Source organism: Actinomyces urogenitalis DSM 15434, from assembly GCF_000159035.1.
Lineage (GTDB): Bacteria > Actinomycetota > Actinomycetes > Actinomycetales > Actinomycetaceae > Actinomyces > Actinomyces urogenitalis.
Genome location: NZ_DS999574.1, coordinates 693,005 through 718,904 on the forward strand (window position 1 = coordinate 693,005; position 25,900 = coordinate 718,904).

The following is a 25,900-nucleotide window of genomic DNA, read 5'->3' on the forward strand; positions in this document are numbered from 1 at the left end:
GCAAGGCAGGGCAGGGCACGGCACGGCAGGGCCTCGGAAGGGGCACCGACGCCGTCGCAGGGCCAAGAAGAAGCCCAGGCCAGGACAGGTCTGTCCTGAGCATGGTGACCGGCTGCCTTGCCGGATGTGTGACTACGGGGAGGAGATGAGCCGATGACCATGTGCGCGAGTGGCTGCACCCTGCGTGGCGAGCACCTGACCGACTGCGACGGCACCACGACCGACCGCCACGGACGGGCGGTGGAGTGCGCAGGCTGCCTGCCCAGGCCGGCGGAGTACGGGCGCCTGTGCGGCCGCTGCTGGGGCAGGCTCCAGTCCCTGGTGCGCACCATGCCATCCCTGGCCGACCACCTGACCGTCATGGGGCAGCCGTCCCTGTCCTCACCCATGGGCCACACCGGCGCCGCCCACGGGCGACCGGGGGAGTCCAGCCTCTACCCGGCAGCCGTGGGTGTGCTCGATGATCTGCATGCGCTGCTGGTGTCGTGGTGTGTGGAGGTCGCCATCGAGCGTGGTCTGGGGCTGCCCGAGGCTGGGACGCGATGGACTGCGATGGATAGCGATGGGGACCGGGAGCCGATCGGGCCAGCCAGGCCGGGTGCCACGCGCGAGCTGGTGGCCTGGCTGGATCCGCACCTGCCGTGGTGCGCCAGCCAGCCGTGGGCCGACGCGATGCTGGAGGACCTGGCCACCGCCACCAGCCGGGCGCTGCGCTCCTTCCCGATGGAGCAGGTTGAACGCCGCGCTGAGGTGGCGTGCCCGGGCTGCGGGTGCCCCTCCCTACTGGTATCCCCGCCACCTGCGGCTGGGGCGGACGAGACAGCCAGGTGCCGGGTGTGCGGCCTGGTGCTGTCGGAGTCCGAGTGGGCGGTGACGAGGCAGCGCGCGCTGGTCCTCGCCCGTGCCGAGGCCGAGGCTGTGGAGGGCGCGTGATCGTCGTCGACGAGTACGGGGACGAGTGGTGTACCTACGCCGAGGCGCTGGAGCAGGTGTCGGCTCTGACCTGCGCAGCGACTCTGCGAGGTTGGGTGCACGCGGGCAAGGTCAGGGTTCGCTACCCGTTCGCCCCATCACGTCGGGGTGCGATGGTCTGCCTGACAGACGTGCTCCCGCTCGTACGAGACGCCGCTGGAGCGGGCTGGCGGCGGGGCAGACGGGCGCGTCGTGAGGCGGGTGCTTGACATGGCTGGCGCGAATTGCAACAGTCGTACCAGCGGTACACCTGTACCCAACCGGCCCTGGACAGTGTTCCGGGGCTGTCTCGTATGCGGGGTGGTGGTGAGCGTGTCTCGTACCGGGAGCCGCCGCTACCGTCGCAACAGGGAGGCTGTCCTGTCGGTCTCGGACGTGTGCTGGATCTGTGGCAGGCCGGGCGCGGACACAGCCGACCACGTGGTGCCTCACGCCCTAGGCGGCAGTGACGCGGTGGACAACCTCCGCCCGGCTCACCGCTCGTGCAACGCCCGCCGTGGGATCGGTTCCCGTGACCGGCTGATAGAGCCGCGGACCTCGCGGGTCTGGTGACCGTCAGGGGTGGGGGATGACCCCTGCCAGAGCCCGGTGGTAGGCCCGGCAATGCCACCAATATCCCCCCGGCCTCTAAATCTCATCCCCCCGGACGATTTCCCACCGCCCCGTTTTTTCGGCGGCATATCAACGTTTCCCTGGCGCTTTGGCGCTCGCTGGCTCTCAGGGGCGCTCCTGGATCGGGGGTAGGCGATGGGGGATGGGTCCAAGGCGTTCGCCTCGGCTGTGAAGTCCGGCAGTCGCCTGCGGATGCTCAAGACCCAGCGTCGTCGACTGGCTGAGGAGCTCGACCTGCTGCCGCCGGGGACGAATCCGTCCGGCGTGGCCACGCTGTCGCGGCAGCTGGCGGCGGTGTGCCGTGAGATCGAGGCGCTGGAGTCCTCTAGCGGGGCAAGGTCGGGTGGGGCGGTGAGCAAGGTTGATGAGCTCGCAGCCCGACGTCGCGACCGTGCTAGGCGTTCAGACTCCTCGTCTACGGGTGGCAGACGATTCCGCCAGTCGTGATGAGGGGCCGGACGCTGACGATCTCCTGCAGGCGTACGGCCTGGTGCTCGACGACTGGCAGGCCATGGTCCTGGACGACTGGCTGGCCACCGGACCGGACGGTCTGTGGGCGCACTCGCGCGCCGGCCTGTCGGTGCCCCGCCAGAACGGCAAGAACGCGATCCTGGAGGCTCGCGAGGTCTACGGGATGACCATGCTGCATGAGGCGTTCCTGCACACGGCCCACGAGGTCAAGACCGCCCGCAAGGCGTTCCTGCGTCTCCTGGGCTACTTCGACAACCCGCGCAAGTACCCCGACCTGGCTGCCATGGTCAAGGAGATCAGGCGGACTAACGGGCAGGAGGCCATCGTCCTGACAGGCGGCGGGCAGATCGAGTTCGTGGCCCGCTCCAAGAACTCCGCCCGTGGCTTCACCGTGGACATCATCGTCCTGGACGAGGCCCAGGACCTCACCGACGAGGCGCTGGAGGCACTGCGGTCGACCAACGCCGCAGGCCCCCAGGCCAACCCCCAGATCATCTACACCGGCACCCCGCCCAGCCCGAAGAACGACGGCGAGGTCTTCACCCGCTTCCGCTCCGGAGCCCTGTCAGGAACCACGGCGAGCACCTGCTGGCACGAGTGGTCCGCTGCCCCCGACGCTGACCTGGACGACGAGACGACAATCGCCCAGGCCAACCCGGCCTACCAGATCCGCCTGTCGGCCAAGACCGTGGCCGACGAGCGCGAGGACATCAGCGAGGAGGGCTTCGCACGAGAGCGTCTAGGCATGTGGGACGAGGTATCCACCAGCGCTGTGATCGACCAGGCTACCTGGCTGCGCTGCGCCGACATGGCCTCCCAGGTCAATGACCGCCTAGCCCTGGCAGTCGACGTCCAGCCCGACCGCACCTCCGGGTCCGTGGCCGTGGCAGGACAGCGCAAGGACGGACGCTGGCACATCGAGGTCATCGACAACCGCAACAACGTCGGCTGGATCCTCCAGCGCGTGGCCGGCATCTGGGCCCGTCAACGCATCCGAACCGTCGTCATCGACAGACGTGGACCGGCCGCCTCCCTCATCGAGCCACTCCAGCAGAAGGGCATCAAGGTCACCACCACCGACGCCGCCCAGATGGCAGCCTCCTGTGGAGCCTTCTACGACGCCGTCATGGAGGACAAGGTGCGCCACCTGGACACCCCGGTGCTCAACTCCGCGCTCGCGGTCGCCCGCAAGCGGTCTCTGGGGGACGCCTGGGCCTGGCACCGCAAGAACGCTGCTGCTGACATCACGCCCCTGGTGGCGTGCACCCTGGCTCTGCACGGGGCCATGTCCGACCGAATCTCCAAGCGCCGCTCAGGCGGCGCGACCTTCGTGTGAGGCAGGTGAGCGCTGGTGCTGGATGACACCCAGATCCGAGAGCAGATCACCCAGATGCTGACCGTCCGCCGCGAGGAGCTGCGACAGTTCGAGGCCCTGCGCCGCTGGCTGACCGGTGAGGCGGGCACGCCCCAGGTTCCGAAGGGCTCGGAGGAGGACATCAAGCACCTGGCTGAGGTGTCCAAGCGCAACGTCATCTCCATGGTGGTTGACACCTTCGCCCAGAACCTCGGAGTGGTGGGGTACCGCAGCGCTGACGCCACCGCCGACGCCACCGGCTGGGACCTGTGGCAGAGGGCCCGCATGGACGCCCGCCAGAACGAGGTCCACCGTCCCGCCCTGACCTACGGCCTGTCCTATCTCGTCCAGCGTCCTCTGGAGGAGGACGGCACCATCGAGTGGATGCCCCGGTCCCCGCGCCAGCTGGTCGCCCTGTACGAGCACGACGACGTCAGCCCCTTCCCGGTGGTGGCCATGGAGGTGTGGACCCAGACTGTCGGACGAACCAAGCGCCTGCGCGGCGCCCTGGTCGACGAGGAGAACGTCTACCCACTCGACCTCGGCACCGCCCACGACCTGGCCAGCACCAAGACAGCCTCCCTGTCACGCATCGCCGCAGCCGCCGCCATCGACTACGAGACAGCCTTCGCCCACCGCGCGGTCTACGACGGGAACCCGGTGTGCCCGGTGGTCCGCTTCGTCAACGGCGGAGACACCGACTCCGGCCCCCTGGGAGAGGTCGAGCCCCTCATCTCCTCCCAGCGGGCCCTCAACGAGGTCAACTTCGACCGCCACATCGTCTCCCGCTTCGGAGCCTTCCCCCAGAAGGTCATCTCCGGATGGAGCGCAGGAGCCGCAGAGGTACTCAAAGCCTCCGCCTCACGCGTGTGGGCCTTCGACGACACCGACGTCAAGACCAGCGCCCTCCCAGCGGCCTCCCTGGAGCCCTACAACACCGTCCTGCGCGAGATCGTCCAGCACATCGCCCAGGTCGCCCAGATCTCACCCACCCAGATCGCAGGCGAGATGGCCAACCTCTCCGCAGAGGCCCTATGGGCCGCAGAGGCCTCACAGCAACGCAAGATCGAAGCCAAACGACGCGCCTTCGGAGAGTCCTGGGAACTCGCCCTCCACCTCGCAGTCGAGACCGAGTCCGGAACCGAAGCCGTACCCCACGGAGCCGAGGTCATCTGGCGAGACACCGAAGCCAGGTCCTTCGCCACCGTCGTCGACGGCGTCACCAAGCTCGCAGCCTCCGGCGTCCCCATCGACCTGCTCATGCCCATGGTCCCCTCCATGACACAGCAGCAGGTCAAAGCCATCCGCGACCGCCTCGACATCGACCCAGTACCCCAGGCCCTGACAGCGCTCGCGGATCCTGACGTACTGGCGGGCGTGGCTGACTCCGATGTGGAGGGCTGATGTATCGCAGGCCCAAGCGGCTGACACAGGATCTGGTCCTCAAAGGGCACAAGGAGGCTCTGGATGAGCTCCTCGCCGAGCTCAACAGGCAGATGGACGTCCACTGGCAGCTGCTGGACCTGGACAACCTCGACGCCACCCGCAAGGACTGGCTGCGGCACGCCGTCGAGACGCTGACCAGCCACCAGGGGCAGGCTGCGGACATCGCGGCCGAGTTCTGCCAGGACTGGGCCCAGATCTTCACCGGTCAGGGCATGGAGATCCTCAAGCCTGGCCTGCAGGCAGCCAAGGTCATCCATGACACCGAGCAGGCTCTGGACGCACTCGGGCCTGCCGGCATCAAGGCCCGCGTCGCTAAGGGGATCTCACCGGAGGCCGCATCCGCGCAGGCTCTCAAGGCCGTCAAGGCGGCCATGGAGAAGCGGGTGCTTGACGCCGACCGCCAGACGGTCATCCGCTCGGCGGCCGCGGACCCCTCGGCCAAGGGGTGGAGGCGCATCGCCAGCCCAGGGGCCTGCAAGTTCTGCAAGATGCTCGCAGGGAGGGGCGAGGTCTACGACGCCAGGTCCGTGCGCTTTGCTGCTCACGACAACTGCCGGTGCCAGGCAGTGCCAGCCTGGGGCGGCCGGCCGGTCAGCGTCCACCAGTACATCGCCTCCAAAGCCAAGATCACCAAGCAAGAGCGTCAACAGCTCAAGGACTACCTGGACGCCCTGGATGACGGGGGCACCCCCAAGGGCGCTGAGCCAGAGCCCTCCCGCGCCACCAGGACAGAAGAGCCGCTACCACCCCAGAGTAGGCGCAGCAGCCGCCATAAGGAGGATGAGGAGGAGCGCTGGCGACGACAGCAGGCCCTCTCCTCTGACATGAGCGACCTTGACGCTCGTGACGGCCTCGACCGGGAGGTCCTGGAGTCTCACGAGCTCGACTTCATCGAGCGCTTTGAGGCTCGTGGAGAACGGGTCAAGTGGATCCGCCGCAGCCCCGAGTACCGCCCGACCAACGACTTCACTTGGACGACTAACGGCGGCCAGGCCTGCGAGCTCAAGAGTACGACAGACAAGTACTCGACCATCTCCAAGCGCATCCGCACGGCGGCCGTAAACGCCGCCAAGCAGGGCGTGACCAAAGACGTCTTCATCATCGACCTCGGCACCCGCCGTCTACCGGACAAGCTACGTCACCAGCTCGGGCGATACAACGTCAACAGTGGCCGTGGGCGCATCCGCGCGCTCTATGTGATGCACGACGACGGCGCCGCATTCGAGGAAATCCGCCTCAGCGAATAACGAAGCAGGGCCCACTTCCGGACGTTCTGGCCGCTCACGGAGAGCGACGGCCTGTTATTTCAAGGCGGGCCCGGGGGGAATCCCTGCTTCACGAGCAAGTGTACCAGCACACCCTCCACCGCCCTAGGAGACCCCTCATGTACGACGACGGCGCGAGGTTCGAGCAGATCACCCTCGCCTGACAGCACGAAGAACGGGCCACCGTTCCCGGACGTTCTGGTCGCTCACTAAGGAACGACGGCCTGTTATCACAAGGCTGGCCCAGGGATGAAACCCGTTCTCCAACACGATTCTACCCTCCCGCCGCGCCTCACCACCAGGCTCAGGCATCAGCTGCTGAAGAGAAAACGGGGCCCCAATGCCCGCGCATTCCTGTCCACTGTGCCACCCACGGTGACTATGAGGCTCGGCCTGTTATTTCAAGGCTAACGCGGGGGAACCCCGTCAATCCCAATGGTACAGCCAGGCCCGCCGCGCTCGTCAGAGGCGACGAGTACACACGATCAATCAAAGGAGCTCATATGCCCGATGCAGACACTCCCACCGAGTTCGAGCCCATCACCACCCAGGAGGCAGCCGACGCCTACGTCGCCTCCCACCTCCCCGACGACTACCAGCACGCCATCGACCGGGCAGCACAGCTGGAGAAGGACCTGGCCGACTCCCAGCGTGCGCTCGCGGCCTCGCAGGTGGCTGCTGCGACGGGGGTGCCGGTTGAGGCGCTGACGGGCACGACCCGTGAGGAGCTGGAGGCCTCCGCGAGCCTGCTGCGGCAGTGGCGTGACCAGACCGCGCCTAAGCCTAAGCGTCCTCCGCTTCACGACACCTCGCTGAAGTCAGGGGCTGCCTCAAGCAAGGAGCCTCTGTCTCCCAAGGCTGCTGCTGCTGCGGCCCTGCGGGCCATGCGCGGCCACGAGTAACTCCCTGCCACCTATCCCGCCGACTGTGCCAAGACCAATCTCGTTGAAAGGAACCTGTCATGGCTACACCCGATATCACTCGCTCCGAGGTCGCAGGCCTCATCCAGGATGCCTACTCCACCGACTTCCTGGGTGCTGCCGTGGACTCCTCGGTCGCACTCCAGGCGTTCCCGACCGTGTCCATGGGCACCAAGACCGAGCGTCTGCCTGTCCTGGCCACCATCCCGCACGCTGACTGGGTCACCGAGTCCTCCCAGGAGGGCGCCGGTACCAAGCCCACCTCCAAGGCGACCTGGCAGAACAAGGTCCTGGTGGCTGAGGAGGTCGCGGTCATCATCCCGGTCCACGAGAACGTCATCGACGACGCCACCGAGGACGTGCTGGGCGAGATCACCAAGCTCGGAGGCCAGGCCATGGGCTACGCCCTGGACGCCGCCGTCTTCTTCGGCGTCGGTAAGCCGGCTACCTGGACCGACCCTGACCTGTTCACTGCCGCCACCACCGGCGGCAACCTCACCCAGGTGTCCACCACCGACCTGAAGTCCGACCTGGTGGGCGCCATCCTCCAGAACGCCGGCATGGTCATCGGTGACGGCGAGTTCGAGCCGGACACGCTCATCGCCCGCCGGTCCCTGCGCATGCAGCTGGCCAACCTGCGTGCCACCGACGGGTCCCCGATCTACCTGCCGTCCCTGTCCTCGGCCCCCGGGGCCATGGACCAGGTCGCAGGACTCAACGCCCGCTGGTCACGAGGCACCGTCAAGGGCGACAAGCCCGTGTTCGACGCCTCTAAGGCCGTCGCCCTGGTCGCTGACTCCACCGCGGTGCGCATCGGCGTCCGCCAGGACATCACCGTCAAGTTCCTCGACCAGGCCACGGTCGGCGGCGTCAACCTCGCCGAGAAGGACATGGTCGCCCTGCGGTTCAAGGCCCGCTACGCCTACGTCCTGAAGAACATCGTCGCCCAGAAGAACGCCGAGGCCGTCACCAAGTACCCAGTCGGCGCCGTCACCCCGGCAACCGCAGCCTGAGGGCAGGACCATGACGACCTTCACCCACAGGACGACCGGGGCGACCCTGACCTACCCCCAGGGCCACCCTCTCCACCAGACCCTGGCCGACTCCGACCAGTGGCAGCCTCAGGCACCGGCCCCACAGGACCTCAAGGAGCCTGAGGAGAACAAGGAGACCAGTGATGGAGCAGATGGACCAAAGCCCACTGCACGACGCGGTCGCGGCCGCGCTGCGACGCTGTCTGACTGACGACGAGATCGAGCAGGCCACCCACCTGGCTACAGGCGCCCACGCACTCATCCGCGGGCACCTGGGCCAGGATCCGCCCGACGAGGCGTCCGACGTCGTCTCCTACGTCGTCGCCCAGATGATCGCCCGCGCACTCTCACGCGCAGGCGACGTCCCAGCAGGCCTGGCAAGCCTCACAGCCACCACCGGCCCCTTCTCCCTCGCCCACGGGTACTCCACAGACTCCCAGGGCGGGGGAGTGTGGCTCACCCGACAGGACCAGATCATGCTGCGCCCCTGGCGCACCGGCGTGGTCAGCGTCCCTCTGACCTCAGAGAGGTACCCATGAGCGTAGACGGACCGCTCAGCCACCTACCGGGAGGCTGGAAGACCGCCGTCACCGTCACCGGCCCCGTCCACCGGGACGCCGACGGCTACCTCACCCCAGGCGACGAGACACGGACCGTGGACGGGTGCCTGATCGCACCCGCCACCGCCACCACGCCAGGGTTGACCGACCCGGCCACCTCCCAGGCGCCAGCCGACACCGCCACCCTCTACGCCCCACCCGACACGCCCATCCACCACCTCGACACCGTCACCATCCCACCCGGACACGCGCTCGCGGGTTCCTGGCAGGTGGAGGCGACGCCGGCGGTGTGGCCGATGGGTGTGGTGGCCACGTTGACCAGGAGGTGAGTCGTGCCTGCGAGGTTCGAGATCGACAAGCGTGGGGCCCAGGCTCTGCTGGTCTCGTCAGGGATGAGGGCGGCGATGCTGGCAGCGGCTCAGGAGGTCGCCCAGGAGGCGTCCCGGACGGCCCCTAGCCGGTCCGGGGCTCTGGGTGGCTCCTACCGCACGGAATCGGCCACGGCCCGTGTCCGTACGCGCGACGGGGCCACTGAGAGAGCCGCTGGGCGGGTGGTCAACGACTCCCCGTACGCGGCCGCAGTCGAGTTCGGGCACGCCGGGCCGGGCGGTGCCCCGGTGGCGGGTGCTCACACGCTCGGACGTCTGGCTGGCAGCAAGCGTGCCAGGGCGGCTGGCCGCGCCAGGAGCAGGAGGAGCCGATGACCTTCGCTGACCCTGTCTCCCTGGTGCGAGCCGCGATCGATGGCTCCACGGGGCTGGAGACGGCCCGTGTCCTGGACGCGGCGTTCACCTCCGGCCCGATGCCGGTGGTGCACGTCCACCACCTGTCCGGGACGGCTGACGAGGTCGACCGCCTGGACCAGGTGGGGGTGGACGTCTACCACACCACCCCCACCGGGCCGGGCTCACCGTCCGCCCTGCTCGTGGCGTCCCGGATACGGGACGCCTTGGTGGGCACCTGCGGCCCCACGCCTGTGGGGCTGATCGACGAGGTGGCTGTGTCTGCCGAGCCGGTCACCCGCCCCTACGTAGGCCTCATCGAGGTGGCCTCCATGGTCCTCGATGTCACCCACCGACCCATCTACTGACTGAGAGGAAACATCATGGCTGGAACAACAATCGAGGCGCTCAAGGCCAAGCACAACCACGGGACCAACGTCCGCAAGGGTCTGAACGTCATCATCTTCATGGCCCCCGCCAGCGCAAAGCTGCCGGACAAGATCACTGACACCAACGGGCAGGTCAGCGAGCTGCCGGCCGAGTACCTGCCGGTGGGCATGATGACCACTGACGGGGTGACCTTCTCCGCGGACGTGTCCAAGGAGGAGGTCGAGGCCCTGGGATACGTCGAGCCGGTGCGCACCGACGTGGTCAAGGCCCCCAAGACGATCAAGTTCGGCGTGCTGGAGACGCTGCGCAAGAACCTCCAGGAGCTCGTCTACGGCGTGGACCTGTCGTCCACGACTGCCGCCGCGTCCGGCGAGATCGTCTTCGACGAGGCCCCCATGCCCCAGTTCAGCGAGTTCCGCCTGGTGGCCGTCATGGCTGACGGCCCGGCCGACAACGAGTGGCTGCTGGGCAGGGGCTTCCCGCGCGTCAAGCTCGCCTCCGTGCCCGAGGAGGTCTGGTCCTCCTCCGACCCGGTCAAGTTCGACCTGGAGCTCGACGTCTTCACCGACACCGCCCTGGGCACGCCCTGCCGCCACTACATCGGCGGCACTGGCGCTCTGACCCACCTGGACGCTATCGGCTTCACCAAGAGCGCCTGAGCCTCTACCGACGTCGTGTCCCCGGCTGCCTGGTCTCCCGGCCGGGGACACGGCATCCACCACGCCACGGGGACCGCTCCACCACGACACACACAGAGAGGGAACCCATGCGTGAGTTCACCAAGACCGTCACTGACTCCGACGGCCAGGAGGTCACCCTGACGCGATCCACCGACCAGGCCGGCGAGGCACGCACCCTGCTGGCTACCGGATGGGAGGAAACCACCCAGGCGCAGGACAGCAAGCCGACTGCATCTGAGGGCGCTGCCGCCCCGGCTAAGCCTGAGCGTAAGCCGGTCAAGACCGCCAAGACCGAGAACTGACCACTATCAGGGAGACCACCATGACCACCAACCCCACCACCCCCGACCTGACGCTCGCCGCGCTCAACGACCTGGACGGCGCCGCGGCCCCCGGCCCTTTCACCTTCGGCATCGGCTCCAAGGTCATTACCTTCCCCGACCCCATGGACATGCCCGCCGAGGAGACCGAGCGCTTCCTGACCGACATGCAGTCACTGTCGTGGCCCATGGAGGTCTTCAAGCGCTGGCTGTCGGCCGAGGACTACCAGCTCCTGGTCGACCAGGGACTGACCGGACGACAGTCCGTGCTGCTGCTGCGACAGGCCAACAGGCACTACGAGGCCGGCCTGGGCGACCTGGGAAAAGGCGCGCCCTCCTCGACCGACTGACCCGCTACCAGTCCGAGATCACCGCCGACCTGGGCGAGCAGGGATGGGACGTGCCCGCCCTGTTCGCCCAGCGCCGCTGGCGGTTCCTGGCCGACCTGGTCGATGGCCTCGGCCCCACCTCCCGCATGGTCTCAGCCATGCTCAACGACCCCGAGCGGGCCCGAGACATCGCCCAGGCCATCAACCACACCGACCAGGACGACACACCCACCACACTGCGTGACCAGACCCCCGAGGCGATCGCCCTCCACGCGATCTACAACCTCCTCGTCCACGCCCTGGGAGGCAAGCAGACCTGGCCCGAGCCAGTCACCGCCGTCGACCAGGCCCGCGAGGACCTCGCCATCGAAAAGGCCTGGGACGTCATCGCCGTCATGACCCCCTGGGCCCGGGACCGATAACCACCGCCCCCTGTCACGGGGCGCCACCCGCACACACGAAAGGCTGGTGGTACCCCGTGGCAGGAGCGTTCCAGGCCGGCACCGTCTTCGTCGACGTCGTCCCCTCCCTCAAAGGCTTCTACAAGACAGTCTCCAACGAGACCCGCACCTCAGCAGCACAGGCAGGCAGCGAGGCCGGCAAAGCCTGCTCCGACGCCTTCACCAAGTCCGCCACCACCGCAGGCAAGGACGTCGCCAACGCCCTGACAGACCCTCTGGGCAAGTCCACAGCCCGCCTACGCACCGAGGCCACCAACGCCGGACAGGCCCTTGCCACAGCCCAGCAGACCGCCGCCAAGGCCACCCAGGCCCTCACCGACGCACGCACCAAGGAAGCCGACGCCGCCAACAAGGTCCAGGCCGCTGAGAAGGCCCTGACCACCGCACGAGCATCCGGCAACGCTGACGACGTCGCCCGAGCCGAAGCCGCCCTGGCTACCGCCACCAAGGACGCCGAGACCGCGTTCAAGGCCGCCGACACCGCCGCCGCAGCCCACTCCAAGGCCCTGGGCGAGGTCGAGCTCAAGACCCGCGCAGCCGACGCCGCCAACGACGCGCTCGCGGCCTCTGAGGGCAAGCAGGGTAGTGAGGCGCGCCAGGCTGGGCGTGCTGCCCGTGAGGCGGCTGAGGGCATCGAGAAGATGGACCGTGCCGCCGACTCTGCTGACGGGTCGGTCCGTCGGTCCGGCACGGCGCTGGGGGGCTTCCGGGGCCTGGTGCGTCAGGCGATGGGTCCGCTTGCTGCCCTGGGGGCGGCGATCGGTATCGGTGGCCTGGCGTCGGAGGCCATGGACGCCTCGGACGCGACCGACAAGTTCAAGTCGACACTGCGGTTCGCGGACGTGGACACCTCCACGATCGAGGCGCTGACGGCGTCGACGAAGAAGTACGCCGACGAGACCGTCTACGAGCTGGCTGACATCCAGTCCATCACATCGCAGCTGGCGTCTAACGGGGTGGCGGGCTATGACCGTCTGGCTGAGGCTGCCGGGAACCTGAACGCGGTGGCCGGTGGCAACGCCGACACGTTCAGGTCGGTGGGTATGGTCCTGACCCAGACCGCGGGCCAGGGCAAGCTCACCACCGAGAACTTCAACCAGTTGGCGGACGCTATCCCGGGCGCCAGCGGCAAGATCCAGCAGGCGCTGGCCGAGGCAGGGGCGTACACGGGCAACTTCCGTGACGCCATGGCCGACGGGCAGATCACCGCCGAGGAGTTCAACGAGGCGATCCTGTCCCTGGGCATGACGGACGTGGCCCGCGAGGCTGCGACGTCGACCTCCACCATGGAGGGAGCCTGGGGAAACTTCCAGGCCACCATGGTCTCCGGGGTCAAGGACATCGTCGAGGACGTCAAGCCGTCCCTGACCGGCGCCCTGTCGGCGATGTCCGACGCTGCCGGGACAGCGTTCGCCTGGGTCCAGGACACCCTCATTCCAGGCCTGCAGGGCGTGTGGGACATCCTCGCCAACGGGGACTTCTCCGGGCCGATCTTCGGCCTGGAGGAGGACAGCGGCGTCGTCGACTTCCTGTTCGACTTGCGTGACGCGGGCCTGACGGTACGCGACGCCCTGGAGGACCTGGCTCCCAAGGCGCAGGCCGTGTGGGAGGCCGTCGGGCCGATGGCCTCGGAGCTGGCGTCTCTCGCCGGTGACGCGGTCTCGCGCGTGCCCGGCATCATCATGCAGGTTGTCCAGGGTCTGGAGGACCTGTTCTCCTGGGTCTCACGCAACCGTGACGTGCTGGCGCCGCTAGGGGTGGCGCTCGGGGTGGCGGCCGGTGGCCTGACCGCCCTGGTCACGGCTCACAGGGCACACAACGCCGTCATGGCCGCGGGCGGGCTGATCCAGTGGGTGAAGGGCCTGTCTGCCTTTACCAAGGCCACCAACGTCGCGAAGGCCGCCCAGGCTGCCTTCAACGTGGTGATGAACCTCAACCCTCTGGGCCTGATCATCACGGCGATAGCCGCGGTGGTGGCGGGAGTGGTGTGGTTCGCCACCCAGACAGACACCGGGCGGGCGATCGTGGCCGCGGCCTGGCAAGCCATCCAGGACGCTGTCGCGGCGGTCGTGGACTGGTTCCAGACCACCCTTGTGCCGATCCTGTCCGCCGTCTGGGAGGGCGTCAAGAGCGGGTTCACCGCCGTCAAGGACACAGTCACGGCTGTGTGGGACGGGATCATGGCGGCGGTCCAGGTCGTGGTGGACTGGTTCCAGACCTGGGTGCTTCCCGTCATCGAGCTGGTCGGGGCGATGCTCACCGCCCCGTTCCTGGGACTCATGGTCGCTGTCAAGGCCGTGTGGAACGGGATCATGGCGGCGGTCCAGGTCGTGGTGGACTGGTTCCAGACGTGGGTGTGGCCGGCCATCTCCTTCGTGATTGACCTGTACGTCGCCTACTTCAACCTTCTCAAGGACGCCGTCATGGCCGTGTGGAACGGGATCATGGCGGCGGTCCAGGTCGTGGTGGACTGGTTCCAGACGTGGGTATGGCCGGCCATCTCCGCGGTCATCGACTGGCTGTCGGCAGGGTTCACCGCCATGAAGGATGCTGTGGCCACGGCCTGGAACGCTGTCAAGACCGCGGTCGGCGCGGTCAAGGACTGGTTCACAGACACCCTGTGGCCGGCGATCTCCAACGTCATCGACAACGTCAAGACCGGCTTCGAGAACATGAAGACGGCCGTGTCCACCGCCTGGGACTCCATCAAGGCGGCTGCAGCCAAGCCGATCAACTTCGTCATCGGCACCGTCTACACCGACGGCATCAAGAAGACCTTCGACACGATCGCCGAGAAGGTCGGGCTGTCCATCCGCATGCCGGACGTCTCCAAGATCCCCGGATACGCCACCGGCGGCCAGTTCCGGACCATGACACCGGGATACACCCCCGGCAAGGACGTCTACACCTTCTACTCGCCTGACGGCGGGGGAGCGCTGCGCCTGTCCGGCGGGGAGGGGATCATCCGCCCCGACGCCCTGCGAGCCCTGGGCGGGCGCACGTGGCTGGACGCAGTCAACGCCTCCCGCGGTCGCGGCCTGTCCACGGTCGGTGACGGCGGAGCCCGCCGCGGTCAGGTCGCCTTCGCCGAGGGAGGCATCTGGGACCGCGTCAAGGGTTCGGCCTCCGCCGCCTGGTCATGGGTCGAGGACACCGCGTCTGCTGTGGCGGACATCGTCTCCGACCCGCTCAGCGCGATTACCGACCTGGTCATCAGCCCCGCCCGGAGCCTTCTGTCCTCCCTGACATCCACCGCGTGGGGGCAGATCGCCGCAGCCTTCCCGGCCCAGCTCTTCGAGGGCATCAAGTCGATCTTCAAGACGAAGGTGGATGAGTCCGGGATCGGCGGGGGAGCAGGACTGGTAGGTGCGGCCCGCCGCGCCCTGGGAGTGCCCTACGTGTGGGGAGGCTCCTCCATCCCTCCGGGCCTGGACTGCTCGGGCCTGGTCTACTGGGCGGCCCAGCAGCTCGGCCTGGGCTGGCCACGCCTGACAGCCGCCGGATACCAGGCAGCCTCCACTCCAGTGTCCTGGGCCCAGGCTGTCCCCGGCGACCTGCTGTTCTGGGGCACGCCCGCCTACCACACCGCCATCTACGCAGGCGGCGGCCGCATGCTGGAGGAGCCCCACCCAGGAGGCGCAGCCCGGGAGATCGGCGTGTGGGGAGGACCCTCAGCCGGACGCTACCGAGGCTCACGAAAGTACGACGCCGGCGGCTGGCTACACCCAGGCCTGACCACCGCCGTCAACCAGACCGGCCAGCGTGAGGCGGTCCTCACCGCACGCCAGTGGGCTGACATCTCCACCCTCGCCACCCGCGGCACAGACAACACCCTGGCCAGCCTCGACGGCGTCGACCTCAGGCTCGTCCTCGACGACGGCACCGCCCTGGACGCACACCTGGAAGCCACCACCACCAGGCTGCTGACCACACGCCGCACCGTCACCGGGAGGAGACGCTGATGCCACTCACAGCCGCACCCCTGTCCGGCCAGGCACCACTCATCCAGGTCACCATCCCCACCGGCACCGTCCCCAAGGGGATGACCTACACCGTCACCGGCACCACCCCCACCGGGTGGACCTGGGACGTACGCGGCGGACACCGGGTCTCCGAGGGCACACAGGTCGTCCTCGGAGACCCGCTCGCCCCCATCAACCAACCCGTCACCTACCGACTCACCACCCCCACAGGCCTCGTGACCGAGTCCAACACCGTCACCCGCCCCTGGACCGGCCACACCCTCCTAACCGACATCACCTCCACCACCCACATCGACCTCCTGTGGCAGGGCAACGACCCCCACACCCTGGACATGCGCGTGACCACCCACGACATCCCAGGACGCCACACACCAGTCCCCGTCTTCGCCCCCACCATGGGAGCAGGAACCACCACCCTCACCGCACGCACCACCGGCACCCACACCCACGCCATGACCGCGCTCGCGGCTCGGCCGGCGGTGGTGGCGCTGTACCACAACCCGCTGCGCTGCTTTCAGTGCCGGGTGGGGGCGTGTGACGTGGAGCCGGTGACGGTCATGGTGCTCACGGACGTGTCGCACTCGCGGTCGGCGCGGGTGGATGTGGCGGAGAGGTCGTGGTCGCTCAAGGGGGCGCTGGTGGCGGTGCCTGAGCCGGAGGTGGTGCTGGCCACCAGCACGTGGGACGACTTCGACCGGGTGCGGCTGACCTGGGGCACGCTCGCGGCCCGCCGCGTGACGTGGGACGTCTTTGACCGGACCGTGTGGCAGGAGGTGGGCAGGTGACTCTCACGCCTGTGCAGGTGCCGGCTGGTGTGCTGTCGGGGGCGCACTCGTGGGCGCCTCGTGTGGACTCCTGGCTGGGGACGACGTGGCTGGGGCAGGTGCCGGTGGAGTCCGGCTCGGTGTCCTGGAGCTCCTCCCAGCAGGTGCAGGGGTCGCTGTCGCTGACAGTACCCAGGGTGGCCTCGGCTACCGAGGACGCGGACGTGCGTGACTGGCGGCCGGTGGACCTGACCAGTCCGCTGTCCTGCGCCGGTCAGGTGCTGCACGTGTCCGTCACTGTCGGGTCACTCGTCACCGGACAGGCGTGGACTGTCCCGCTGGGACGGTTCCTGGTGACCGAGTGGGAGGCGGACGACCAGACGGTGAGGGTGTCGGGACGATCGCTGCTGCAGCGGCTGGAGGAGGACCGCCTGACCACCCCCACCGCGCCCCGCGTGGGAGGCACCCTGGCCACGGAGATGCGTCGCCTGGTGGGTACTCGCATGGGCGTGATCATCGACCCGGCCCTGACTGACCGGCGGTGCCCGTCGATGTCGTGGGGCGAGTCGAGGATCGACGCGGTCTACGAGATCGCCGACGCCTGGCCCGCCCGGCTGCGCGAGGGCGCCGACGGCATCCTCTACGTCCTGCCGCCCGACCCTGGAGGCAGGGTGCGGGTCCTGACCGACGGGGAGGGCGGCACCGTCATCGGCGCCCCCTCCTCGGCCACGCGCGAGGGCGTCTACACCCGCGTGGTCGCCCGCGGCCAGGACCAGGACGACGCCGGCGCTCCGGCGTTCCAGGCGGTCGCGGACCAGGCCACCGGCCCCCTGTCCGTGGACGGCCCCTACGGGACGGTGACACGATTCTTCAGCTCACCGCTGATCACCTCCCAGGCGATCGCCGAGAAGACAGCGGCCTCGCTGCTGGCCACGGCCGTGCGCCGCCAGGTGACGGTACCGGTCACCCACGTGCCCGACCCCACCATCAGCCTGGACGAGACCGTCGAGCTGGTCACCCAGGCCGCCGCCGGCACGCCCCTGGTCCGCCGCACCGGCACGGTGGCGGCCGTGGAGGTCCCGCTGGGATGGTCTGAGACGGCTCGCACGGACGTGGAGGTGGACCAGTGACCCGCCTGCTGCCGCTGCTGGGCACGACAGCCCTGGACGACGCCCCACGCACCGGCTCGGACCGCTCCCTGACAGCCGTGGCACAGGTGGTGTCCGTGTCCGCCGGCGGACGCGCCGTGACGGTGAGCCTGCTCGGCTCGGCCCCCATCACCCTGCCCGCGACCGTGACCTCCTGGACCTCGGTACGCACCTGCTACGTGCTGCTCGACGCAGCCACCGGCCGCCCCGTCCACGTCCTGGGCCCCGCACCCGAACCCTCGGGCCCGCTGCCCGACCCGCCCCCAGCCCGCGGACCGGTACCCACCACCCAGGTCGTCACGGTCCCCGCCCAGTGGGCCGGCACCTACACAGCCACCACCTCCGGCCAGTCCGGGTGGGGGACCTGGGAGACCACATCCGGCGGCGCCACCACGGACCTCTACCAGGGAGCCAGCGGGAGCGCGACCCTACGGTCGCTAGCCACCTACGGACGCCACGTCCAGGCCCTGGGCGCAGACCGGCTCGACCACGTCGTCCTACGACTCACCCCGGCCGTGGACCGTACCTGGACCGCCCGCATCCAGGCAGCCACCTGGACCGAGACCGGCCCGGCCGCCACAGGACAGGCCGTCACCGCCACCCTCACCGGCCTCACCCCCCTGGACGTGGACGTCACCACCCTGGCCCCCGCGCTCGCGGGCGGGGCGGGGCTGGCTCTGACGGGCTCCGGCTACGGGGCCGTGTCGGGGCAGGGCTCGTCCATGAGCCTGACCATCACCTACACCTCCAAGCTCTAGAGGAGACTGCTATGCCGCTGACCGACGCCCGCGGGCACACCGTCCCGACCGCCACGGACCTGGCCTCGCGCCAGGCGCTGCTCGACCTGTCCCTGTCGATCGGGGACATCAGGACCTGCTCGTCGATGTCCCAGGCGACCTCCTACGTCTCGTCCCTGGCTGCCGCGGGGGTGCGGGCCTCGGCGGACAGGCCCGTGTACGTGCGGGTGGCCGGGGTGCTCCAGGCCTGGGACGGTACGGCCTGGGGGCCGGTGCGGGCCGCGGACATCTACTCCTCCGACGTCCTGACGCCGGAGACGCAGTGGCAGTTCGACCCGTCCTCGGGGCGGGTGCACACGGCGGGGATGCTCCACCTGGCCCCGATCACGGTCCGCTGGCCGCGCAGCTTCGACGTCCGCCTGGGGGAGGGCTTCCCGATCGCCCACGTGCCCCAGACGGTGCAGGCACCCACCGTGGACTGGGTCTCCCTGGGCTTCATCCACTCCGGAGCCTTCGTCATGCCCCTGGTCTACCGCCTCCAGGGCCGGTCGATCTGCGTGCAGCCCACCACCGCCTTCAGGTGGCTGGACGGCTGGTGCTACGGCACGGCCTCCTGGATCGCCTGACCACCCCTGCCGGGTCGTGCCGGCACCTACACACCGACACCAGGACGAGAGGATGACATGACCATGACTATGACCGCGATCTCTGTCGAGGGGCTGCGCTCCATGAGCAGCGAGCAGTGGGAGGAGGCCTGGGCGCTGGTGCTGGCTGAGGCGGCCCGCCGTGAGGTCCTGGCCTCGGCGCGCCAGAGGGCCGAGCAGGCGGCCGCCGAGTACGAGGCGGCCGTGGCCGTGCCGGACACCGTCCCGGACGCCTCCGACATGGACCCGGCGGCGGTCGTCGGCCCCGGCGAGCACGTCGTCGTCCAGGGCGTGGAGTGGGTCAACAGCTCCGGCGCGTGGCTGTCGCCCCACGCCGCGGGACCTGACAGCTACCCCATGGGGTGGCGCCACGCCGACGCCTCCACGCTGCCCGCGGCCGCCGCCTGGGCGCCTGGCACCACCTACGCAGCCGACGACCTGGTCACCCACGCGGGGGCCACCTACAGGTGCGTCCAGCCCCACACCTCACAGGCAGGGTGGGAGCCGCCCGCCGTGCCCGCCCTGTGGGCCCTGGCCTGACACCCGCCCACCGACCCCGGCCCCCGCCACCCGGCGGGGGCCTCGTCATACCCGACCACCATCAGGAGGACACCATGACCGACACGACTACCAGCGCAGACGCCTCCCTGGCGGCGCTCGCGGCCGCCTGGGAGGAGTCCCAGGTGCCCGAGGGCGAGCTGACGCGTCCGGGCACGGACCCGCACGAGGACGAGGGCGTGGACGTACCCCAGGACGCGCACGTTGACACCGGTGAGGAGGTGGGAGCATGAGTGTCCAGCAGCAGGTACTCCAGCGAGCCGCCTCACGCATCGGCTACTACGCGCCCGCTGACCCTCAGGTCGGCTCCGAGGCCGCCCGGTACTGGTACCACCGCGGCAGGGGAGCCTGGCTCCTCGGCCCGTCCACACGCATCTGGTGGTGCATGCTGTTCGTGGCCATGTGCCTGGACGAGTGCGGACAGGTCGACGCGATCGGCGGCTACTCCTCGCACACGGACACCACGATCGCCCAGGCACGTCGAGCCGGCTGCCAGTTCGTGTCCGTCGCCCAGGCACAGCCCGGTGACGTCGTCATCTTCAACTGGGACGGCGGGGGCACCGACCACGTCGGCCTGGTCGAGCGCAACCTCGGCGGCGGCGTCCTGCAGACCATCGAGGGCAACACCTCACGAGGCACCGCAGGATCACAGTCGGCGGGCAACGGCGTGTGGCGCCGCCGCCGCTCCCGGTCCATCGCAGCCGTCATCCGCCCCCGCTGGACCACAGCCGCCGCCACACCCGCCCCCGCCACCTCGCCCGCCGGCCTCACGGTCGACGGAGTCGTCGGCTGGGACACCATCCGCGCCCTCCAGACCGCCCTGGGCACACCCGCCGACGGAGAGGTCTGGGGCCAGTGGGCACCCAACCGCACCTACGTCCCAGCCGCCGGCGGCGGCTGGACCTGGGACCACAGCGGCAGCGGCTCCGCCGTCGTCCGCGCCCTCCAGACCCGCCTGGGCGTTACCGCCGACGGCCTCATCGGCCCCGCCACCATCAGGGCCTGGCAGACCCGCCTGGGCGTCACCGCCGACGGCTACCTCGGCGCGACCACCGCCCGCGCCCTCCAGACCGCCCTCAACGCTGGAAGGCTGTGGTGAGTGCGATGACTCTCGGAGATGCTATGAGCCTGTGGGAGGCTGTCCGGGGTATCGGTGCCGACCCCATGACCGCTGTCATCTGGACCGGCCTGGTGTGGCCGGTGGTCCAGGCTGTGCTCGACCGCCCGTGGTGGACGCCCCAGCGCCGGGCAGCCCTCCTGATCACTGTGGCCCTGGTGGCCTCGGTGGTCATCTGGCTGGTGTCCTCCTACCCGCTGGACTGGCGGCTGCTCGCCACCCAGGCCAGTGGCATCCTGGGTATCGCGTGGGCCGTCTACCAGGCCCTGTCCACCGTCCGCGTGGGCGATATCCGGCTCATCGACTGGATTGGCATCCACACCCCCGGAGGCGAGACGCGAGCCGACTACCAGGCCCGCCACCTCGCCGCCCCGCCCGTACCGCAGGCGCCGGACCCTGACGGCACCGTCACTGATCCGACCTGGGCGCCTCTCCACCCCGCTGACGAGGAGGGCCAGTGACCCTGATCGCCACCACGGCCACGCTCCCACCACCGGTCACCCAGGTCATGACTGCCCCTGAGGTACTGGCCGCCCTGTCCGCCGTGGTCGTCGCGCTGGCCGGGGTGCTGGCGGCGCTGGCGCGGTGGCTGCAGCGGCGGATCACCGCCCAGATCGACGGGGTGTCGGACCAGGCCAGGAGGGCTGCGGAGGCCTCGGTCGAGGCCGCCGGACAGGCAGCCGCCGCCAGGGACGGGGTGACCAACTCGCACGGGACGCACCTGCGTGACGACGTCGACGGGCTGATCGCGGCGGTGGCTGACCTGACAGCCGGGCAGACCACGATGCTCCAGCGCATGGACGCCGCCGAGATGGCCAGGATCGCCGAGGCAGAGGCCAGAGAGTCACGCGACCGGCGCGCCGAGCTGCAGATCGACGGGCTGCGCGACGACCTACGCGCGCACACGGCCTCATCGGACCGTGCTCACCAGGTGATCCACTCCCGTATCGACTCCATCAAGCACCCCGGCCGCTAACACGAGTGCCCCGCCACCCGATACGGGTGGCGGGGCACTTTATGCGTGTTGGCGTTGCTGCACCTGTTGCTGCACCTGCAGAGTGTGTGGCTCCTGGTGAAATGGCGTATAACGTTGAAAATAAAGCGAAAGGTTGATGTTAGACGGAGAAGGGTTTGAGGGAGTCTGACGGACTTTTAATCCGAAGGTCGTGGGTTCGAGCCCCACAGGGGGTACCAGTCGCGAGGGCGGGGAAGCTTCTAGAGCACCCCGAGGATCAGGGCGAGCACGGTGATGACCGCCAGCGCCACCACGGACAGGATGGTCTCCATCAGCGACCAGGTCTTGAAGGTCTGGCCCACGCTCATCCCGAAGTACTCCTTGACCAGCCAGAATCCGGCGTCGTTGACGTGGGAGAGGAAGACTGACCCGGCTCCGATCGCCAGTACGAGCAGGGTGGACTCGGTGGCCGGCATCGACGCCGCCAGCGGGGTCATGATGCCCGCCGCGGTGATGGTGGCCACCGTCGCTGAGCCGGTCGCCAGGCGCACGGCCACGGCCACGAGCCAGCCGGCGATGATGGCGGGAACTGCCGCCTGCTGGATCCATGAGGCGATGACGGTGGCGATCCCGGAGTCCACCAGGGTCTGCTTGAAGCCTCCCCCAGCCCCCACGATGAGCAGGATGCCGGCGATCGGTGCCAGCGAGGCCCCTACGCGCTCAGAGACCTCCTGGGGTGAGCTGCCCAGGCGCGTGCCCAGGGCTGCCATGGTCACTAGCACCGTGAGCAGCAGAGCGACCACGGGCTGGCCCAGGAAGAGCGCGACGGTCGTCAGTGCGCCGTCGTCTCCCGGTAAGGCGGTCTCGACCACGGTGCGCGCCAGCATGAGGATGACCGGCAGCAGGATGACGCTGATCGCGCAGGCGAAGGACGGGCGCCGCGCGCTGGCCTCCTCCTCGCTGGCTCCCAGCGGCTCGGGCGCGGGGATCGGCGCCCAGCGCACCATGAGCCGGGCGGCCAGCGGTCCGGAGACGATGACGGTCGGCACCGAGACGAGCAGGCCGAAGGCGAGTGTCAGGCCCAGGTTGGCGCCGACGGCGTCGATCGCGATCAGCGGACCGGGGTGCGGTGGCACCAGGCCGTGGAGGGCCGAGAGCCCGGCCAGGGCTGGGATGCCGACGAGGACGAGGGGTTGGCGGGAGTGACGCGCCACGATCATGACCACCGGGATAAGCAGGACGATCCCCACCTCAAAGAACAGCGGGATGCCGATGAGGAAGGCTGCCAGCGCCATGGCCCAGGGCAGTCGTGCCGGCGCGGTGTGAGCCAGGATCGTGTCGACGATCTGGTCCGCGCCGCCGGAGTCGATGAGCAGCCGCCCGATGATCGCTCCGAAGGCGATCAGCAGACCGACTCCACCAATGGTCGAGCCCAGTCCGTCAATGAAGGGCGTGAAGGTCTGAGCCAGTGGGATCCCGGCTACGACGGCGAGCACGGCTGAGCCGAGCGTGAGAGCCAGGAAGGGATGAAGCTTCTTCCAGGCGATGAGGATGATGATCGTCGCGATGCCCGCCAGTGCGGCGGCGACCAGGCGCACGGGGGTGTCAGAGTGCGTGATCGCCTCAGTGGCGGTGGCGAGTGCTGTCAGAGCGGTGGGGTACGTCATTGTGGTTCTCCTCCGGACGGGTGGGAGAGGTGGGGGCGTTGGAAGGTGGGTTCAGGTGCAGGGTGGGGCCTCAGCGAGGCTGGGAGGCGTGCTCCAGCGCGGCCAGGATGGCGTCCAGGGTCTGCTCGGGCGTGGGCTGGGAGACCACGGTCACGCCGTCCTCGTCTAAGGCCGGCGGCTCCAGCGTGGCCAGCTGAGAGGGCAGGAGGGTCGTGGGCATGAAGTGGCCGTCGCGGTGCTGCATCCGGTCCGCCAGCTCCTCACGCGGGGCCACGAGGTGGATGAAGAACACCCGCCCCTCGGCGGTGCTGAGCAGGTCGCGGTAGGAGCGCTTGAGGGCGGAGCAGGTGACGATCGTCTTGGTGCCCGAGGCGGCCTGCGAGCTCATCCAGTCACGCAGGGACTCCAGCCACGGCCAGCGGTCCTCATCCGTCAAGGGCGTGCCGGCGGTCATCTTGTCGATATTGGCCTGGGGGTGGAAGTCGTCTGCTTCGGCAATGGGCCATCCCAGCGCCTGGTGCAGGTTCTCAGCCGCCGTGGTCTTGCCGCAGCCGGCAACTCCCATGAGGACGAGGTGCTCGACGGACTGGGGGGTGGTGCTCATCTCGGGCCTCCTGACGTCGTTGTCTTGGTATGTGCTACGAGAGTAGCAGTTACATAGTACGTAATGGGTGGGTATGAAGTCCCTGACGTGATTGAGGCCTTCGTCTCGTTAAGATCAGGTGCCTTGGGTCGGGACCGCGCCCTCGTGCCTCAGCGCCTGGCCTGCCGGTCTCACCCGCCAGATACGCTGACCAACCCCTCCCTTCGGAGTACCTATGCCTACGCCAGCCTTACGCACCGACGTCCTGGACGCCCTCGGACGCGAGATCGTCTCCGGCCGGCTGCGTCCGGGGCAGGCGCTGACGCTGGAGGAGGTCCAGAAGCAGTACGGCGTCTCGCGCACCCTGGCTCGTGACTGCGTGCGCACCCTGGAATCGCTCCACCTGGTCCGCTCGCGTCGCAGGGTCGGCATCGTCGTGCTGGAGCGCGAGGACTGGTCCGCGCTGGCCCCCGAGGTCATTCGCTGGCAGATCCAAGAGGACCCGCAGGGTCCCAAGATCGGTGGGCTGACCGAGCTGCGCGCCGCCGTCGAGCCAGTGGCTGCCGCTGCCGCAGCGCGCCGGGCCACCGAGGCTCAGCGCACCCGTCTGCTAGAGCTGGCCGCCTCGATCCGCAGCGTGGGGGAGGAGGGGAGCGTCGCCTCCTACCTGGAGGACGACGTCGCCTTCCACTGCCTCATCCTCCAGGCGAGCCAGAATGACGTCTTCGCGGCGCTGTCCGGCGTCATCGCCGAGGTCCTGGCCGCGCGGGCCCGCATGGGCGGGGCCAGCGACATCCCCAAGTCCGAGGCTCTCGACCTGCATGACCGCGTGGCTCGGTGCATCGCCGCCGGTGACGCCGCAGGGGCCGAGGAGGCGATGCGCGCCCTGGTCTCCGAGGTGCGCCGGGTGCTGCTGGAGCGAGGCCTGCGCGGTTACCTGGAGGCCTGAGCCGGCAGGCCGCTGCCGGCGGGCCGGCTCAGAAGCCGCGGGTGCGCTCAATGAGATCGGCTCGTGAACGGCGGGCGGCGGCCTCGGCGAGCTCACGCGGCGCCACCCACACCAGGCCCTGCTCGTGGGCCGACGCCGCAGCCTCCCTGGTCCTCGTCCCGCCCCTTGCCCCGTGGCCGGGCTCCAGGTCCGCCAGCGCGCGGTCGAGGGCTGCGAGCAGCTGTGGCAGAGCCGTGAGGTTCTCGCGGCCTCCCGCAGCACGCAGGACACGCGCGATCATCGTCATGCGGCCGTGTGCCCAGCCTGCCGAGGCTGTATGCCGTACGCGCAGCAGCGCTGGGCCTCGGCGCGGGGCGAGTGAGCCGAAAGCGGGGCCGCCGGGCATCTGCACCGCTCCGGTGACCACCACGTGCAGATGCGCCCCTGTGGGCCACTGGCTCGCCAGCTCGGTGAGGAAGCCCTCCCAGCGGGCATTGACCTCCTTGGCGAGCTCCTCGGCGTGATGAGGCGTGGCCGGTTGCCGCGCGGGCTCGGCCAGGTAGTGCGCACGCAGCAGGTCCACGGCGCCCATGGCGGCCACGAGGCCACCTGGGCAGGAGCCGCGCATGTGGGGGCCTCGCCGTGAGCGCAGGAAGACCGCGTTCGTCGCCGGGTCCAGCGCCACGGCGACGGCGGCGAGCTCGCGCGCCACGAGCACCCCCACCACCTCCACCAGGTGGTGGCGCGGTGGCGGAGACGATCCCTGGCCAATGCGCAGGTCGGCCCGCACCCGGGTCAAGGTGGAGGCGGACACCCCGAGGCGGATGGCGAGGGCCCGCGAGGACAGGGGCTGGCGTGAGTGCTCGTTGCGGGTCAGGGTGTCTGCGACGCGGGCCAGCTCCAGCCCGGGGATCGATCCGGGCCGCCCGCTGCCGGAGCGGCGCAGCGCCAGGCTGGCCAGACCATCGGCAGCCATCTGGCGGCGCCAGGCCAGGGTCGTCGTCGGCGAGGCGCCTGTCTGGCGAGCCAGGGTCGCGTTGCTCACACCCTGGGTGGCGAGCAGCAGCGCGCGTGCGCGCCGGGCGTCGCCGGCACGGGTGGCTTCCTCGTTCGCCACGTGCTGGAGCACCTCGGCCTGGAGGGTGGAAATGCCTGCGATTGCGGGGGTCTTGGTGCGGCGCGGTGTCATCGAGGCCCCAGGGGTGCCGAGCCAGGAGAGGCGGCCAGTCTGGTGCTAGGTAACCAGTTTTTTGCCATGCATCCGACCCTACGCTTCTTTT

At 69.4% G+C, this 25,900-nt stretch carries 30 protein-coding genes and 1 tRNA gene; 28 read left to right on the forward strand and 3 right to left on the reverse strand.

From position 1 onward, the window contains the following. Positions 1-153: 153 nt before the first annotated feature. The 27 genes from HMPREF0058_RS02985 (at position 154) to HMPREF0058_RS12640 (ending at position 21,681) form a co-directional block, all read left to right on the forward strand. A complete protein-coding gene (locus HMPREF0058_RS02985; protein WP_006548200.1) occupies positions 154-933 on the forward strand; it encodes a hypothetical protein in 780 nt (259 codons plus the stop codon). A gap of 249 nt (positions 934-1,182) precedes the next feature. Next, positions 1,183-1,524, forward strand: coding sequence for an HNH endonuclease (locus HMPREF0058_RS11995; RefSeq protein WP_081449172.1), 342 nt, complete (start codon positions 1,183-1,185; stop codon positions 1,522-1,524). A gap of 228 nt (positions 1,525-1,752) precedes the next feature. Continuing rightward, positions 1,753-2,031 (forward strand): hypothetical protein, encoded by a 279-nt coding sequence (locus HMPREF0058_RS12270; RefSeq protein ID WP_006548203.1) that lies wholly within the window; start codon positions 1,753-1,755, stop codon positions 2,029-2,031. Next, on the forward strand, positions 2,006-3,391 hold the full coding sequence (locus HMPREF0058_RS02995) for a terminase large subunit domain-containing protein (protein WP_141560457.1): 1,386 nt from the start codon (positions 2,006-2,008) through the stop codon (positions 3,389-3,391). The genes HMPREF0058_RS12270 and HMPREF0058_RS02995 overlap by 26 nt, the downstream gene beginning before the upstream one ends. A 15-nt stretch (positions 3,392-3,406) precedes the next feature. Then, positions 3,407-4,813, forward strand: coding sequence for a phage portal protein (locus HMPREF0058_RS03000; RefSeq protein WP_006548205.1), 1,407 nt, complete (start codon positions 3,407-3,409; stop codon positions 4,811-4,813). Beyond that, positions 4,813-6,102: a VG15 protein gene (locus HMPREF0058_RS11670; protein WP_006548206.1), complete on the forward strand. Its 1,290-nt coding sequence runs from the start codon at positions 4,813-4,815 to the stop codon at positions 6,100-6,102. Before HMPREF0058_RS03000 ends, HMPREF0058_RS11670 begins: the two co-directional genes overlap by 1 nt. Before the next feature lie 521 nt (positions 6,103-6,623). Next, positions 6,624-7,022 carry a hypothetical protein gene (locus tag HMPREF0058_RS11675; protein WP_006548207.1) on the forward strand — a complete coding sequence of 133 codons (399 nt, stop codon included), beginning with the start codon at positions 6,624-6,626 and terminating at the stop codon, positions 7,020-7,022. 59 nt (positions 7,023-7,081) lie between these two features. Beyond that, positions 7,082-8,053: a phage major capsid protein gene (locus HMPREF0058_RS03015; protein WP_006548208.1), complete on the forward strand. Its 972-nt coding sequence runs from the start codon at positions 7,082-7,084 to the stop codon at positions 8,051-8,053. Positions 8,054-8,217: 164 nt separating this feature from the next. After that, complete coding sequence (locus tag HMPREF0058_RS11680; protein WP_006548209.1) at positions 8,218-8,613, forward strand: hypothetical protein; 396 nt, start codon at positions 8,218-8,220, stop codon at positions 8,611-8,613. Next, the gene (locus HMPREF0058_RS03025) at positions 8,610-8,963 is read left to right on the forward strand and encodes a hypothetical protein (protein WP_006548210.1); all 354 of its coding nucleotides are present in this window, start codon (positions 8,610-8,612) and stop codon (positions 8,961-8,963) included. Before HMPREF0058_RS11680 ends, HMPREF0058_RS03025 begins: the two co-directional genes overlap by 4 nt. A 75-nt stretch (positions 8,964-9,038) precedes the next feature. Then, the gene (locus HMPREF0058_RS13460; RefSeq protein WP_369345335.1) at positions 9,039-9,338 is read left to right on the forward strand and encodes an HK97 gp10 family phage protein; all 300 of its coding nucleotides are present in this window, start codon (positions 9,039-9,041) and stop codon (positions 9,336-9,338) included. Then, positions 9,335-9,724, forward strand: a complete 390-nt coding sequence (locus tag HMPREF0058_RS03035; protein WP_006548212.1) for a hypothetical protein — start codon at positions 9,335-9,337, stop codon at positions 9,722-9,724. Before HMPREF0058_RS13460 ends, HMPREF0058_RS03035 begins: the two co-directional genes overlap by 4 nt. 15 nt (positions 9,725-9,739) lie before the next feature. Next, on the forward strand, positions 9,740-10,405 hold the full coding sequence (locus HMPREF0058_RS11685; protein ID WP_006548213.1) for a hypothetical protein: 666 nt from the start codon (positions 9,740-9,742) through the stop codon (positions 10,403-10,405). Positions 10,406-10,512: 107 nt separating this feature from the next. Then, positions 10,513-10,728 (forward strand): hypothetical protein, encoded by a 216-nt coding sequence (locus HMPREF0058_RS03045; RefSeq protein ID WP_006548214.1) that lies wholly within the window; start codon positions 10,513-10,515, stop codon positions 10,726-10,728. 20 nt (positions 10,729-10,748) lie between these two features. Continuing rightward, complete coding sequence (locus HMPREF0058_RS03050) at positions 10,749-11,096, forward strand: hypothetical protein (RefSeq protein ID WP_006548215.1); 348 nt, start codon at positions 10,749-10,751, stop codon at positions 11,094-11,096. 50 nt (positions 11,097-11,146) lie between these two features. Beyond that, complete coding sequence (locus HMPREF0058_RS03055) at positions 11,147-11,497, forward strand: hypothetical protein (protein ID WP_006548216.1); 351 nt, start codon at positions 11,147-11,149, stop codon at positions 11,495-11,497. A 56-nt stretch (positions 11,498-11,553) separates the two neighbouring features. Further along, the gene (locus tag HMPREF0058_RS11690) at positions 11,554-15,498 is read left to right on the forward strand and encodes a tape measure protein (RefSeq protein WP_050765635.1); all 3,945 of its coding nucleotides are present in this window, start codon (positions 11,554-11,556) and stop codon (positions 15,496-15,498) included. Continuing rightward, entirely contained in the window at positions 15,498-16,304 is an 807-nt protein-coding gene (locus HMPREF0058_RS03065; protein ID WP_040319503.1) for a hypothetical protein, read from the forward strand. The genes HMPREF0058_RS11690 and HMPREF0058_RS03065 overlap by 1 nt, the downstream gene beginning before the upstream one ends. Beyond that, on the forward strand, positions 16,301-17,413 hold the full coding sequence (locus HMPREF0058_RS03070) for a hypothetical protein (protein WP_040319504.1): 1,113 nt from the start codon (positions 16,301-16,303) through the stop codon (positions 17,411-17,413). The genes HMPREF0058_RS03065 and HMPREF0058_RS03070 overlap by 4 nt, the downstream gene beginning before the upstream one ends. Beyond that, complete coding sequence (locus HMPREF0058_RS03075; RefSeq protein WP_006548218.1) at positions 17,410-18,189, forward strand: hypothetical protein; 780 nt, start codon at positions 17,410-17,412, stop codon at positions 18,187-18,189. Before HMPREF0058_RS03070 ends, HMPREF0058_RS03075 begins: the two co-directional genes overlap by 4 nt. Positions 18,190-18,200: 11 nt before the next feature. Then, positions 18,201-18,794, forward strand: a complete 594-nt coding sequence (locus tag HMPREF0058_RS03080) for a hypothetical protein (RefSeq protein WP_006548219.1) — start codon at positions 18,201-18,203, stop codon at positions 18,792-18,794. A 57-nt stretch (positions 18,795-18,851) separates the two neighbouring features. Beyond that, positions 18,852-19,352 (forward strand): carbohydrate-binding protein, encoded by a 501-nt coding sequence (locus tag HMPREF0058_RS12975; protein ID WP_006548220.1) that lies wholly within the window; start codon positions 18,852-18,854, stop codon positions 19,350-19,352. Positions 19,353-19,426: 74 nt separating this feature from the next. After that, entirely contained in the window at positions 19,427-19,603 is a 177-nt protein-coding gene (locus tag HMPREF0058_RS12635) for a hypothetical protein (RefSeq protein WP_006548221.1), read from the forward strand. After that, entirely contained in the window at positions 19,600-20,469 is an 870-nt protein-coding gene (locus HMPREF0058_RS03090; protein ID WP_040319505.1) for a peptidoglycan-binding domain-containing protein, read from the forward strand. The genes HMPREF0058_RS12635 and HMPREF0058_RS03090 overlap by 4 nt, the downstream gene beginning before the upstream one ends. Before the next feature lie 5 nt (positions 20,470-20,474). Then, positions 20,475-20,948, forward strand: coding sequence for a hypothetical protein (locus HMPREF0058_RS03095; protein ID WP_141560458.1), 474 nt, complete (start codon positions 20,475-20,477; stop codon positions 20,946-20,948). Then, a complete protein-coding gene (locus HMPREF0058_RS11695; RefSeq protein ID WP_006548223.1) occupies positions 20,945-21,463 on the forward strand; it encodes a hypothetical protein in 519 nt (172 codons plus the stop codon). The genes HMPREF0058_RS03095 and HMPREF0058_RS11695 overlap by 4 nt, the downstream gene beginning before the upstream one ends. A gap of 151 nt (positions 21,464-21,614) precedes the next feature. Continuing rightward, positions 21,615-21,681: transfer RNA gene (locus HMPREF0058_RS12640), tRNA-Lys, on the forward strand. 21 nt (positions 21,682-21,702) lie between these two features. Here the strand turns inward: HMPREF0058_RS12640 and HMPREF0058_RS03105 are convergent. Both HMPREF0058_RS03105 and HMPREF0058_RS03110 read right to left on the reverse strand, forming a co-directional pair. After that, a complete protein-coding gene (locus tag HMPREF0058_RS03105) occupies positions 21,703-23,109 on the reverse strand; it encodes a GntP family permease (protein ID WP_006548224.1) in 1,407 nt (468 codons plus the stop codon). A gap of 70 nt (positions 23,110-23,179) precedes the next feature. Next, entirely contained in the window at positions 23,180-23,713 is a 534-nt protein-coding gene (locus HMPREF0058_RS03110) for a gluconokinase (protein ID WP_006548225.1), read from the reverse strand. A 214-nt stretch (positions 23,714-23,927) separates the two neighbouring features. Between HMPREF0058_RS03110 and HMPREF0058_RS03115 the strand changes: the two genes are divergently transcribed. Next, the gene (locus HMPREF0058_RS03115; protein ID WP_006548226.1) at positions 23,928-24,641 is read left to right on the forward strand and encodes a FadR/GntR family transcriptional regulator; all 714 of its coding nucleotides are present in this window, start codon (positions 23,928-23,930) and stop codon (positions 24,639-24,641) included. Positions 24,642-24,669: 28 nt separating this feature from the next. Here HMPREF0058_RS03115 and HMPREF0058_RS11700 read toward each other — a convergent pair whose 3' ends face one another. Beyond that, positions 24,670-25,809 (reverse strand): helix-turn-helix domain-containing protein, encoded by a 1,140-nt coding sequence (locus HMPREF0058_RS11700; RefSeq protein ID WP_006548227.1) that lies wholly within the window; start codon positions 25,807-25,809, stop codon positions 24,670-24,672. Positions 25,810-25,900: the final 91 nt, after the last annotated feature.

What these genes read in the sequence shown, in the direction of transcription:
- HMPREF0058_RS02985 (WP_006548200.1), top strand. Translation starts at nt 154, where the DNA reads ATGACCATGTGCGCGAGTGGCTGCACCCTGCGTGGCGAGCACCTGACC.
- HMPREF0058_RS03015 (WP_006548208.1), top strand. Translation starts at nt 7,082, where the DNA reads ATGGCTACACCCGATATCACTCGCTCCGAGGTCGCAGGCCTCATCCAG.
- HMPREF0058_RS11685 (WP_006548213.1), top strand. Translation starts at nt 9,740, where the DNA reads ATGGCTGGAACAACAATCGAGGCGCTCAAGGCCAAGCACAACCACGGG.
- HMPREF0058_RS03025 (WP_006548210.1), top strand. Translation starts at nt 8,610, where the DNA reads ATGAGCGTAGACGGACCGCTCAGCCACCTACCGGGAGGCTGGAAGACC.
- HMPREF0058_RS11675 (WP_006548207.1), top strand. Translation starts at nt 6,624, where the DNA reads ATGCCCGATGCAGACACTCCCACCGAGTTCGAGCCCATCACCACCCAG.
- HMPREF0058_RS03080 (WP_006548219.1), top strand. Translation starts at nt 18,201, where the DNA reads ATGCCGCTGACCGACGCCCGCGGGCACACCGTCCCGACCGCCACGGAC.
- HMPREF0058_RS03115 (WP_006548226.1), top strand. Translation starts at nt 23,928, where the DNA reads ATGCCTACGCCAGCCTTACGCACCGACGTCCTGGACGCCCTCGGACGC.
- HMPREF0058_RS11995 (WP_081449172.1), top strand. Translation starts at nt 1,183, where the DNA reads ATGGCTGGCGCGAATTGCAACAGTCGTACCAGCGGTACACCTGTACCC.
- HMPREF0058_RS11680 (WP_006548209.1), top strand. Translation starts at nt 8,218, where the DNA reads ATGGAGCAGATGGACCAAAGCCCACTGCACGACGCGGTCGCGGCCGCG.
- HMPREF0058_RS12975 (WP_006548220.1), top strand. Translation starts at nt 18,852, where the DNA reads ATGACCATGACTATGACCGCGATCTCTGTCGAGGGGCTGCGCTCCATG.
- HMPREF0058_RS03105 (WP_006548224.1), bottom strand. Translation starts at nt 23,109, where the DNA reads ATGACGTACCCCACCGCTCTGACAGCACTCGCCACCGCCACTGAGGCG.
- HMPREF0058_RS03110 (WP_006548225.1), bottom strand. Translation starts at nt 23,713, where the DNA reads ATGAGCACCACCCCCCAGTCCGTCGAGCACCTCGTCCTCATGGGAGTT.
- HMPREF0058_RS03065 (WP_040319503.1), top strand. Translation starts at nt 15,498, where the DNA reads ATGCCACTCACAGCCGCACCCCTGTCCGGCCAGGCACCACTCATCCAG.
- HMPREF0058_RS11700 (WP_006548227.1), bottom strand. Translation starts at nt 25,809, where the DNA reads ATGACACCGCGCCGCACCAAGACCCCCGCAATCGCAGGCATTTCCACC.
- HMPREF0058_RS03090 (WP_040319505.1), top strand. Translation starts at nt 19,600, where the DNA reads ATGAGTGTCCAGCAGCAGGTACTCCAGCGAGCCGCCTCACGCATCGGC.
- HMPREF0058_RS11670 (WP_006548206.1), top strand. Translation starts at nt 4,813, where the DNA reads ATGTATCGCAGGCCCAAGCGGCTGACACAGGATCTGGTCCTCAAAGGG.
- HMPREF0058_RS03035 (WP_006548212.1), top strand. Translation starts at nt 9,335, where the DNA reads ATGACCTTCGCTGACCCTGTCTCCCTGGTGCGAGCCGCGATCGATGGC.
- HMPREF0058_RS03045 (WP_006548214.1), top strand. Translation starts at nt 10,513, where the DNA reads ATGCGTGAGTTCACCAAGACCGTCACTGACTCCGACGGCCAGGAGGTC.
- HMPREF0058_RS12635 (WP_006548221.1), top strand. Translation starts at nt 19,427, where the DNA reads ATGACCGACACGACTACCAGCGCAGACGCCTCCCTGGCGGCGCTCGCG.
- HMPREF0058_RS03050 (WP_006548215.1), top strand. Translation starts at nt 10,749, where the DNA reads ATGACCACCAACCCCACCACCCCCGACCTGACGCTCGCCGCGCTCAAC.
- HMPREF0058_RS13460 (WP_369345335.1), top strand. Translation starts at nt 9,039, where the DNA reads ATGCTGGCAGCGGCTCAGGAGGTCGCCCAGGAGGCGTCCCGGACGGCC.
- HMPREF0058_RS03095 (WP_141560458.1), top strand. Translation starts at nt 20,475, where the DNA reads ATGACTCTCGGAGATGCTATGAGCCTGTGGGAGGCTGTCCGGGGTATC.